Here is an 11,085-nt window from a genome sequence, read left to right as displayed (position 1 = left end):
CATATAAAAATTATTATGTAATTAGGCAGGTCTTCTGACTTACAATACTTTTGCACCTTCCCATTCTACATTCAATGAATAGAACAGTGGTTTGTAGCAAAAACTTTTTTATTGTTTACAGCAGCGGGAACTGTTGTCGACTTTCACGACATTCCCTATTAATCTTTTTCAAGAACCTAAGAACAGTGCGAAGATAAGGAAAATTTTGTTAGCAAATTAAAATCTAGTATGTATTATGTTTACTTATAAATAAGGTAAACTATTTCATCTCTAGTTATCTTCAAGACCAATCTGTTTTTATAAAATCTATTTTTGGCACAAGATTTGGATTAACCTATTCAAATTTATTGCTATGAGAAAAATTTTTACATTATTTACTTTATTACTTACTATGAGTGTAGTGAGTATGGCTCAGTCTGAGTTCTTTTTAAAAATAAATAAAGGTGGTGATTATATTGTTTATTTAGATAATGATTTTATCAAATCAAATAAAAATGAGTTTAGATTCTTTGATATTAACACTGGTTATCATCAATTGCGTATTGAAAAAAGAGGATACTATAACAGTACTCAAGTAGTTTATAAAAAGAATATTTATATAAAAAACAATACTAGAGTTGTTGGCGTACTTAATAACAATAATCAGCTGAATGTAATAAAAGAATTGCCTTTGCAAGTACAAGATTGGTATTTAGATGTAGTCTATAACAACAACAATATGCCAAGTCATGTATGTAATAATTATTGTCCAACACCTTGTCCGTATGCAATGAACAATCAACCACAACATGTTTGTAATAGCTACTGTCCTACTCCATGTCCTTATCACCAACAATATCCTAACTATCCAAATAATTATCCTAATCATCCTAACAATTATCCTAACCAACCACCATATGGCAATAATAACAACTATCCATTTTACAACATAATGCCAGATAATACCTTTAATCAGCTAGAGCAAACCTTAAAAAACACATCGTTTGATAGTGAGCGATATGATATTGGTAAAACTGCTTTAAAAAATGCAAATATTAATACCAATCAAGTCATCAAGCTAATTAATACTTTCTCGTTCGATAGCAAACGCGTAGAATTTGCCAAACTGTGTTACGATAAAACTGTTGATAAACAAAACTATTTTCAAGTAGTGAATGCTTTTTCATTCAACAGTTCTAAAAAAGAATTGACAGAATTTATTAACAGTAAGTAATCAGATACTAATCTTCCAGCTCTGCTAAATATTTTTCGGCATCTAAGGCAGCCATACAACCACTTCCTGCAGAAGTTACTGCTTGTCTGTAAATTTTATCTTGTACATCACCAGCAGCAAAAATTCCAGCTATATTAGTTTTGGTTGAACCTGCTATAGTTTGAATATAACCTGCTTCATCTGTTTCTAAGAAATCTCTTACAAAATCTGAGTTTGGTTTATGACCAATGGCTACAAAAAAACCATCTACTGCAATTTCGCTAACTTCATTTGTTTGATTGTTTCTAATACGAACACCAGTTACTTTGTCATCACCTAAAACTTCTTCGGTTTCTGTATTCCAATACATTTTAATATTAGGTGTTTTCAATACTCTTTCTTGCATAATTTTAGAGGCACGCATTTCATCTCGTCTAACAATCATGTGTACAGTTGGACATAATTTTGAAAGATACAATGCTTCTTCACATGCAGTATCTCCAGCACCAACAATAGCTACTACTTTATCTTTATAAAAAAATCCATCACATACTGCACAAGCAGAAACACCTCTACTATTTAACCTAGCTTCCGATTCTAAACCTAACCATTTTGCTTTTGCTCCAGTTGCAATAATTACTGTTTTAGCATGAATTTCTTTTTCTTCATCAATCCATAATTTATGTATTGGTGGATTAGAAAAATCGACTTTAGTTACTACACCAAATCTAACTGTGGTACCAACTCGTTCTGCTTGCTTTTGAAAATCTTGCATCATTAAAGGTCCAGTTACAGCATCAGGATATCCTGGATAATTTTCAACATCGGTAGTCGTCATTAACTGACCACCAGGTTCTAAACCAGTAAATAATACAGGTTTTAAATTCGCTCTTGCAGCATAAATTGCGGCAGTATAGCCAGCAGGACCAGCACCAATAATTACACAGTCTATTTTTTCTATCGTTGTATTTTCCATAATCGTTTGCTAAAATAATTACAAATTTTCATTTATTCCAATATGATTGTAAAGTACATCTACATTCATTCTGAATTTATGTCAGAATCTTCAATAGAAATACCTCTTTAACACAACTTATTCTGAAATCTACCTGTTCGGTATCATGTCTGCCGACAGATAAAGACAAGCAAGTTCAGAATAAATACCTAAGTCAGTTTTAATATTGCATGGTGAGTTGCCAACACTTGTTCTATAAGCGATTGTTTTCCATCATTATTAATAACAAAATCAGCGTATTTTAATTTTTCAGCTTCTGGCATTTGATTGGCAATTCTTGCTTTAATCATGTCTTCATTAATACCATCTCGTTGCATCACTCGTTGAATTCTAATATTTTCTGGTGCTGTTACTACAATAATTTTATCTAACATTCTGTATGATCCACTTTCTAGCATTATGGCAGCTTCGTATAATACATAAGCTTCTTTTTTATGTTGATTGAAAAAATCTACCGTAGCTTGAAAAACTGCTGGATGAATAATGGCATTGAGTTGCTGTAGTAAATATTTATCATTAAACACTTTTGATGCAACAAATGGTTTATTATAGATACCATCAATAAATGCTTCTTCGCCTAGCAATGCTATAATTTGTTCTTGTACATGTTGATTGTGATGCACTATATTTTTTGCTTCATCGTCTGCAAAAAAAATAGGAATCTGTAATGTTTTAAATATCTGACATACTGTTGTTTTACCACTACCAATTCCACCAGTAATTCCAATTTTTAGCATAGCTTGTTATTATTTATATTAATAAATATATTATTTAATCAAATAATGATTGTAATGTTTTTATTGCTATAAACATTTTCCCACTATCAGGTAATTTAATAAAATCATATTTTTCATAAAATAGCTCGGCTTCGTTATCTATAGGATCAACAACAACAGCAAAAGTTCCTATTTCTTTTGAAACAGTATAACTTCTTTTCAATGCATCAATTAATAGTATTTTTCCAATGCCTTTACCTTGATATTTTTTATCAATGGCTAACCTTCCAAGTAAAGTTGTTGGAATTGCTTTATATGATTTTGGAAGTTTTTTTTGAATTTGTTCTGAAAAATTACTTAAAGCTATGCTATTATTAGAAAGTGTATAATATCCTTGAATATTATTTGTTTTATTTTCAGCTAGTACAAAACAAACTGACAGCTTTCTTTTAATATCTTGTCCTGCTTGTGTTTTTAGATAATTATTTAGTAATTCTTTTCCACAATCAAATGCATTGCGATTGTGCTTTTTATCTAAAAGTTCTATCATTTTTATGAGTTTTTCTCAAAAGCATTATAATCTGCCAAAGCATTTTTTAATGATTTAGATGGCTTTTTGGGTTTTGTAATTGCATTATAAAAAACCATACTATCTTTTTCTGATGCTAATATTTGTTCTTTTTCTTGAACAATTGCCTTTGCTTTTTCTTGAACAGTTAGAATTACAAAATCTGTTAAACTTCTATAACCACCTAAATAAGCAGCTCTTTCAAAAAACTGTTTTTGTTCCTTAGAAAGTCTTGCATCAAACCGAGCTTGTTGTTTAATCACCGTACTCATAATTAAAAGTATTATTACAAATGTACACAAAAAATCCGTACATTATAATAATTTGTACGAAAAAAATCCGTACAAAATTTTAAACGATGCTAGCTATGCTATTATGCGTTACTATTCGCAACTTTCTTGCTCATTTCTAATGAAATAGCAGATTGTTCTATTTTTAGTCTTGTAGGACCATCTACTTGTATAGTAAATGTTTTGTCTTCTTCATTTATAGAAACAATTTTACCATGAATGCCTGCTATAGTAATAACTTTATCGCCAACTTTTAAATTTGCAATGAAATTGTCTTGTTCTTTAGCTTTTTTAGACTGTGGTCTTATCAAGAAAAAATAAAACACTACAAACATCAAACCAATCATTAAAAGATTTATCATGCCTGCATTTCCACCTTTTGCTGCTTGTAAGATAACTAAGTTTATCATCTGAAATAGATTTTAAAAGAATAAAAAAAGGCAAGTTACTTACATCGCACCGCTACAACCAACTACCCTTGCTGCCTTCCGACCCTGGGGGATTCATCAGGAGCTGGTCGTATAAGACTTGCCCAGCACAAAATTAATAAATTAATTCTGATTTATAAAGTGCTTGTATTAAATTTAGATTACAAGCTACGCTATTTTTATTAGGAAGTATTTTATCTTTACCAAATGACAGATTTAGATTTTAATGCAAACGAAGACAAAATGCGTTTGGCTGTTGATGAACTTAAACTAAAGCTCAATAAAGTTTATTTAGGTGGTGGCGAAAAAAGAATTGCTAAAGAACATAGTAAGCGTAAACTAACTGCTAGAGAACGAATTGCTTATTTAATTGATGCCAAAACTGATTTTTTAGAAATTGGTGCTTTGGTTGGCGATGATATGTATAAAGAACAAGGTGGATGTCCGAGTGGTGGTGTAGTGTGTGGCATTGGTTATATAAAAGGCAGACAGTGTATGATTGTTGCTAATGATGCTACGGTTAAAGCTGGTGCATGGTTTCCTATTGCAGGAAAAAAGAATTTAAGAGCTCAGGAAATTGCTATGGAAAATAGATTGCCCGTTATTTACTTAGTAGATAGTGCTGGTGTTTTCTTGCCAATGCAAGATGAAATTTTTCCAGATAAAGAAAACTTTGGTCGTATTTTTAGAAACAATGCCAAGATGTCGGCAATGGGAATTCCTCAAATTTCAGCCATTATGGGAAGTTGTGTAGCAGGTGGTGCGTACTTACCTATTATGAGTGATGAAAGTTTAATTGTTGATGGTACTGGTAGTATTTTCTTAGCAGGACCATATTTAGTAAAATCAGCCATTGGCGAAACTGTAGATGCTGAAACATTGGGTGGTGCTGAAAATCAGACAGCTTTAAGTGGTGTTTGCGATTATAAAATGAAAGATGATAAGGAGTGTTTAGACACTATTAAAAATTTAATAGACAAATACGGTCATTTTGATAAAGCTGGTTTTGATAGAGTAAAAGCTAAAAAACCAAAACTCAACGAAAAAGACATTTATGGCATTTACTCCTTTGCTACTGCCAAACCTTACGACACTCGAGAAATCATTAAACGCATGGTAGATAATTCTGAAATTGTAGAATATAAAGATAACTATGGACAAACCATTGTTTGTTGCTATGCGAGAATAGATGGTTGGAGTGTTGGTATTGTTGCCAATCAAAGAGCAGTGGTTAAAAGCAAAAAAGGAGAAATGCAGTTTGGTGGTGTTATTTATTCTGATAGTGCGGATAAAGCAGCACGATTCATTATGAATTGCAATCAAAAGAAAATTCCTTTAGTGTTTTTGCAAGATGTAACTGGATTTATGGTAGGTAGCAGAAGTGAAAACAATGGTATTATTAAAGATGGTGCTAAAATGGTAAGTGCTGTGTCTAATTCTACTGTTCCAAAATTTACAATTGTTGTAGGTAATAGTTATGGTGCTGGTAACTATGCTATGTGTGGTAAAGCATATGATCCAAGATTAATTGTTGCTTGGCCAAGTGCTAAAATGGCAGTAATGGGTGGAAGTCAAGCAGCCAATACATTACTACAAATTCAAGTAGCAAGTAAAGAAGCCAAAGGCGAACAAGTTTCAGAAGAAGAAAAAAATGCTTTACTGAAAAAAATTACGGAGAAATACGATAGTACTACTACACCATATTATGCTGCTGCAAGATTATGGGTCGATGCTGTGATTGATCCACTAGAAACCAGAAATTGGATTTCTAAAGGAATTGAAATGGCAAACAATGCTCCAGTTGAAAATTTTAATGTAGGAATCATTCAAACTTAAACAAATATGAAATTAAAATTATTATTTTTAATATTAAGTACAATATTAATATCCAATGCTTGTAAAAAAGAATCGCAAGCAGAAATTGATCAACAAAAAATTGAAGAATATATTAGTACCAATAATATAGATTCTGTACAAATTTCAAGTACTGGTTTATACTACAAAATTCTAAGAACAGGCAATAGTACTTATCCTACAATTAGCAATCAAGTTACAGTAAATTATAAAGGTTATTTTTTAGATGGAAAAGTGTTTGATAGTGGTGACAATAAAAGTTTTCCTCTAAGTAGAGTTATTGCAGGATGGCAAGAAGGTTTACAATATATTGGTGAAGGTGGCAAAATTCAATTGTTTGTTCCATCAGCGTTAGCTTATGGTAATCAAAGTATTGGTAGTATTCCTGCAAATAGTGTACTTATTTTTGAAGTAGATTTAATTGATGTATTATAAATACTAAAATAAAATATTGTTTTTACGATATAATATTTATTTTAAGCATAAGTTTCATTTGCCATTTCTTATTTTCGCCTTATGGTTTTAATCCAACAGATGATGGACTAGTATTTTCTTTAGGAAACAGAATACTGCATCATCAAATTCCACATCTAGATTTTACAAGCTTAAGACCTATTGGCTACTCATTCTTACATTTACCAATACTACTTTTAAAATCAGATCATACTATACTTATATCAAGATTTATTTTTTGGATTGAGATTATATTCATTGCATACTTTTCTGTTTTATTGATATATCAATACTTAAATCAAAATAAAGATTTTAATTTTTATTTATTTGTAATTATAGTATCTATTTTTAATGTACACTATTATCCAATTCTTATTTTTCATACTATAGATGGATTGTTTTTTGCTACCATTGGATTTTATTGTTTATCGAGCAATAAAAAATGGCTTTGGATTTTTGGTGCTTTATGCATAGGTTTTTCTGCTATTTGCAAACAAGGTTTTGTAGTACTTATCTTTTTATCGTGGATTGTATACTATAGAAAAACCAAACTCATTTTTCTAAACATATTGCCATTATTAAGTTATTTATTGTTCCTAATGTATCATCATGCATTACAAGATTTTGTAGTACAAATTTCTACACAACACGATTTACTACAATACGGAATTCTAAAATATATTTTATCTCCTTATTTATATTTTGGATTTGTACTGTATATCATCTTCTTCAAACTAAAAAACAATACTATAAATTATATACTTACAATATTTATTTTTGGAGTAGCAACACTCTTGTTAATTACCGAAAAATACCATAGTCAAGCTTTATTTTATTTATTCGGATTTATTGTTGGCGACATTATCTTCAACAAAAAGAATCGCATATTAAGTATTGTTTTTATATCTATATCTTGGACTGTCTCTATTTCTGTTGGTTACAATAGTATTGCATTATTTGGTGGAACTTTATTAGTGTATAGTTTAATCATTATCAACAATAAAATAAAAATACAATACTTATTTATACTTTTATTTGTAAGTATTACTGCATTTACTTATACAAGAAGTAATATCATTTATAGAGATTTACCTAAATCAAAACTACAGTATAAACTCAACGGAATTGTACAAGGTGCTAACGGAATTTATACCAATAAAAATACTTACGATGTACTTCAAGAACTCCATCAACTCAAAAAATCATATCACCATCTAATTGCACTACCAGATTTTACTGCTTGTCAAATCTTTCAATCGCACTTATCTCCTATTCGTACCGATTGGTCAAATAAAACAGAAATTCCTAATCAAACTATATTAAATAAAATAATTTTTTCTTTAAAAAATGCTACAACTCAATATACCTTTGCTATTGCAAAATATCAAACAGCACAATTATCAAAAGGTTTTTATACATACAATAAACAAGAATATTTAATATTAGATTATATTAAAAATCACTACAAAAAAATAAACGAAACTAAATACTTTATTCTCTATCAATAGTTATTTTTGTACACTATGAATTATCTAAATGTAGAAAATCTTACCAAATACTATGGCGAAAAGTTGCTTTTTAAAGATATTAGCTTTGACATCAATAAAGGACAAAAAATTGCACTGATTGCTAAAAATGGTACAGGAAAATCTTCTATCATCAAAATTATTCAAGGTTTAGAACCAGCAGAATCTGGAACTTATTTGTTTCATAAAGATATTCGTGTTGGATTTTTAACACAAGAACCAAATTATAATCCAAATCAAACAGTTTACGATACTATTTTGCAAAGCAAACATCCAAAAATGGAAACTTGCTTGCAGTACGAATTGGCTTTAAAAGGCAATGGAAATTTAGAAAATGCAATGAAAGCAATGGACGAAATTAATGCTTGGGATTACGAGCAACAAATTCAACAAATTTTGTCTAAGTTTTTAATTCATGATTTACAAGCAAAAATTAGTATGCTTTCTGGTGGTCAAATTAAACGATTAGCACTAGCAATTTTATTGTTGCAAGAGCCAGATTTTTTAATATTAGATGAGCCAACAAACCATTTAGATATTGATATGATTGAATGGTTAGAAAATTACCTAAATACAGAAAACAAAACGCTGTTAATGATTACACACGACAGATATTTTTTAGAAAATATTTGTACAGATATTTTAGAAATTGATAATGGAATATTATATAAACATAAAGGTAACTATTCTAAATATTTAGAAAATAAAGCTATTCGAGAAGAAAATCAACAAATAAACCAACGCAAAGCATTTCAGTTGTATAAAAAAGAACTCGATTGGATGCGTAAACAACCTAAAGCAAGAACTACAAAATCAAAATCGAGAGTAGATAATTTTGAAAATGTTACCGATGCCTCAAAAAAAATTAATAAAGATGATGCTGTTGATTTACAAATTCAAATGAATAGAATTGGTGGAAAAATTTTAGAATTATATAATATTAATAAATCATATCAAAATAAAATAATATTAAAAGATTTTAATTACAAATTTCAGAAAGGAGAACGAATTGGTATAGTTGGTAATAATGGCTGTGGAAAATCTACCTTTTTAAAAATTATTACAGAGCAAGAAAAAATAGATAGTGGTAAAATAGTTGTAGGCGATACTATTGTTTTTGGATACTACAATCAAGATGGCATTCAACTAAAAGCTGACAAAAGAATTATTGAAGTAGTAAGAGATATTGCCGATTTTATTCCTACAAAAAATGGAAACATTACCGCTTCTCAACTACTAGAAAAATTTTTGTTTAGTCCAGAACAACAATATCAATTTGTATCTACACTAAGTGGTGGAGAAAAACGCAGATTGTATTTATTAACTGTATTAATGACAAATCCTAATTTCTTAATTTTAGATGAACCAACCAACGATTTAGATATTTTAACTTTAAATGTATTAGAAGATTTTTTATTAGAATTTAAAGGTTGTTTAATTATTGTTTCGCACGATAGATATTTCTTAGACAAACTTACCGATTGGCTCTTTGTTTTTGAAGGCAATGGTAAAATTGAAAATTTTATAGGCAATTATAAAGATTATAAATATCAGAAAAAACAAGAATTAAAACAAGAGAAGCAAGTAGAAAAAGAACAAGCTACCAAAGTTGATAAACCAAAAGACAAACCCAAACAAAAACTTTCCTATAAAGAAAAAATAGAGTTAGAACAATTAGAAAAAGAGATACCAATACTACAAACAGAAAAAGAAAATCTTAGCAATAAATTGAGTAGTGGTATTACCAATCACGAAGAGATACAAGCCATATCAGTACAACTACAAACTGTAGTAGAAGACCTAGAAACCAAAGAATGGCGTTGGCTAGAACTAAGTGAGTTGGCATAAAGTTTAATTTTTTGAATTTGTAAATTCATAATAATTTGAACGGTCTATTACTTTAGATTTGGCGTTATACTTCTTTATAAATTTTTCTGGAATCTTTATTTTTTGTTTGCTTTGCCATTTAAACTCATAGGCAGTTATAATACCATCTTTCTCTTCAATCCAATCAATTTCTTGTTGTTGAGTTGTACGCCAAAAATAAGTATTTGTATATAAATTATTATATTTAAAATATTTAATTCGTTCACATATTAAAAAATTCTCCCATAAAACGCCTTTATCCATTCTTAAATTTAATGGATTATAATTTGCAATTAAAGCATTTCTCAAACCAGTATCATAGAAATAAATTTTTCTATTTGTTTTAATTTCATTACGAATATTTCTACTAAATGGATTTACTCTAAAAACAACATAAGCTTTTTCTAATAATTCAATATAATTACTTACGGTTTCTTTATTAATTCCTAATAACTGTGCTAACTCATTATAAGAAACTTCATTTCCAATTTGCAATGCTAATGCTTGAGTTAATTTTTGTAAAATATCTGGTTTTTTAATACCACCTAATGCTAATACATCTTTATAAAGATAACTGTTAATAAGATTATCCAACACCATTTTCTCTTTTCCTGGATAATTAAAAATATCAGGATACATACCATAAATAATTCTATCTTCTAATTGCTGCTCCATTTTTAAGAAGCCAATTGTTTGTTCTAACTCTTCTAATGAAATAGTAAATAAATTTAATTCCCATTTTCTACCCGTAAGTGGTTCGTTAATTTCATTATTTAAATCTAATGCCGAAGAACCACTTAAAATAAGTTGTACTTTAGAAAATTGATCTGTTATTATTTTAGCAGTAATACCTATATTTTTTATGCGTTGTGCCTCATCAATAAAAACAATTTTATGCTTATCAATTAATCGCCGAAGATATTCTGTATTTGCTTGTTCTAATTGTTGTTGTACAAAAAAATCATCTCCATCTAAAAACAAGTAATTCCCTTTTTCTTTTATAATTTCTTTTACAAGTGTAGATTTCCCTGTCTGTCTTGCTCCAATTAATACAATTGCTTTTCGAGAATTAAACAATTCAATTATGGTAGATTTTAAAATTCGCTCTATTCTCATACTTCAAATATAATATAAAGATTTAAAACAGCCAAATATTATAATTTTCAGACGATTAAAC

The 11,085-nt window shown here is 29.1% G+C and carries 11 protein-coding genes, 1 other RNA gene and 1 riboswitch; of the genes, 5 read left to right on the top strand and 7 right to left on the bottom strand.

Translation table 11 applies throughout. The features are described from left to right. Positions 1-6: 6 nt before the first annotated feature. Positions 7-195: riboswitch (cobalamin riboswitch) on the bottom strand. Between the two features lie 157 nt (positions 196-352). Continuing rightward, positions 353-1,213, top strand: coding sequence for a DUF4476 domain-containing protein (locus H6553_04515; GenBank protein MCB9033079.1), 861 nt, complete (start codon positions 353-355; stop codon positions 1,211-1,213). Positions 1,214-1,220: 7 nt separating this feature from the next. Here H6553_04515 and trxB read toward each other — a convergent pair whose 3' ends face one another. The 6 genes from trxB to ffs all read right to left on the bottom strand — a co-directional run bounded on the left by trxB (position 1,221) and on the right by ffs (position 4,315). Then, positions 1,221-2,168, bottom strand: a complete 948-nt coding sequence (gene trxB, locus H6553_04510) for a thioredoxin-disulfide reductase (protein ID MCB9033078.1) — start codon at positions 2,166-2,168, stop codon at positions 1,221-1,223. A gap of 188 nt (positions 2,169-2,356) precedes the next feature. Continuing rightward, positions 2,357-2,944, bottom strand: coding sequence for a dephospho-CoA kinase (locus tag H6553_04505; GenBank protein MCB9033077.1), 588 nt, complete (start codon positions 2,942-2,944; stop codon positions 2,357-2,359). A gap of 34 nt (positions 2,945-2,978) precedes the next feature. After that, positions 2,979-3,473: a GNAT family N-acetyltransferase gene (locus tag H6553_04500; GenBank protein ID MCB9033076.1), complete on the bottom strand. Its 495-nt coding sequence runs from the start codon at positions 3,471-3,473 to the stop codon at positions 2,979-2,981. Positions 3,474-3,475: 2 nt separating this feature from the next. Continuing rightward, positions 3,476-3,763, bottom strand: a complete 288-nt coding sequence (locus tag H6553_04495; protein ID MCB9033075.1) for a DUF1778 domain-containing protein — start codon at positions 3,761-3,763, stop codon at positions 3,476-3,478. 101 nt (positions 3,764-3,864) lie between these two features. Then, positions 3,865-4,191, bottom strand: coding sequence for a preprotein translocase subunit YajC (gene yajC / locus H6553_04490; protein ID MCB9033074.1), 327 nt, complete (start codon positions 4,189-4,191; stop codon positions 3,865-3,867). A gap of 25 nt (positions 4,192-4,216) precedes the next feature. After that, positions 4,217-4,315, bottom strand: an RNA gene (gene ffs / locus H6553_04485) — signal recognition particle sRNA small type. Between the two features lie 101 nt (positions 4,316-4,416). Between ffs and H6553_04480 the strand changes: the two genes are divergently transcribed. The 4 genes from H6553_04480 to H6553_04465 all read left to right on the top strand — a co-directional run bounded on the left by H6553_04480 (position 4,417) and on the right by H6553_04465 (position 9,890). Next, positions 4,417-6,045: an acyl-CoA carboxylase subunit beta gene (locus tag H6553_04480; GenBank protein MCB9033073.1), complete on the top strand. Its 1,629-nt coding sequence runs from the start codon at positions 4,417-4,419 to the stop codon at positions 6,043-6,045. Between the two features lie 6 nt (positions 6,046-6,051). Further along, a complete protein-coding gene (locus H6553_04475) occupies positions 6,052-6,498 on the top strand; it encodes an FKBP-type peptidyl-prolyl cis-trans isomerase (protein ID MCB9033072.1) in 447 nt (148 codons plus the stop codon). Between the two features lie 296 nt (positions 6,499-6,794). Then, positions 6,795-8,024: a hypothetical protein gene (locus H6553_04470; GenBank protein ID MCB9033071.1), complete on the top strand. Its 1,230-nt coding sequence runs from the start codon at positions 6,795-6,797 to the stop codon at positions 8,022-8,024. Positions 8,025-8,039: 15 nt separating this feature from the next. Then, positions 8,040-9,890 (top strand): ABC-F family ATP-binding cassette domain-containing protein, encoded by a 1,851-nt coding sequence (locus tag H6553_04465; protein MCB9033070.1) that lies wholly within the window; start codon positions 8,040-8,042, stop codon positions 9,888-9,890. Positions 9,891-9,893: 3 nt separating this feature from the next. Here H6553_04465 and H6553_04460 read toward each other — a convergent pair whose 3' ends face one another. Continuing rightward, positions 9,894-11,024 carry an ATP-binding protein gene (locus tag H6553_04460; protein MCB9033069.1) on the bottom strand — a complete coding sequence of 377 codons (1,131 nt, stop codon included), beginning with the start codon at positions 11,022-11,024 and terminating at the stop codon, positions 9,894-9,896. Positions 11,025-11,085: the final 61 nt, after the last annotated feature.

The sequence above is a fragment of the Chitinophagales bacterium genome (genome assembly GCA_020636535.1).
In the GTDB taxonomy this organism is placed as follows: Bacteria; Bacteroidota; Bacteroidia; order Chitinophagales; family JADIYW01; genus JADJSS01.
The sequence above is the reverse complement of the archived record's forward strand: the minus strand, read 5'-3'. Positions and strand labels throughout refer to the sequence as shown.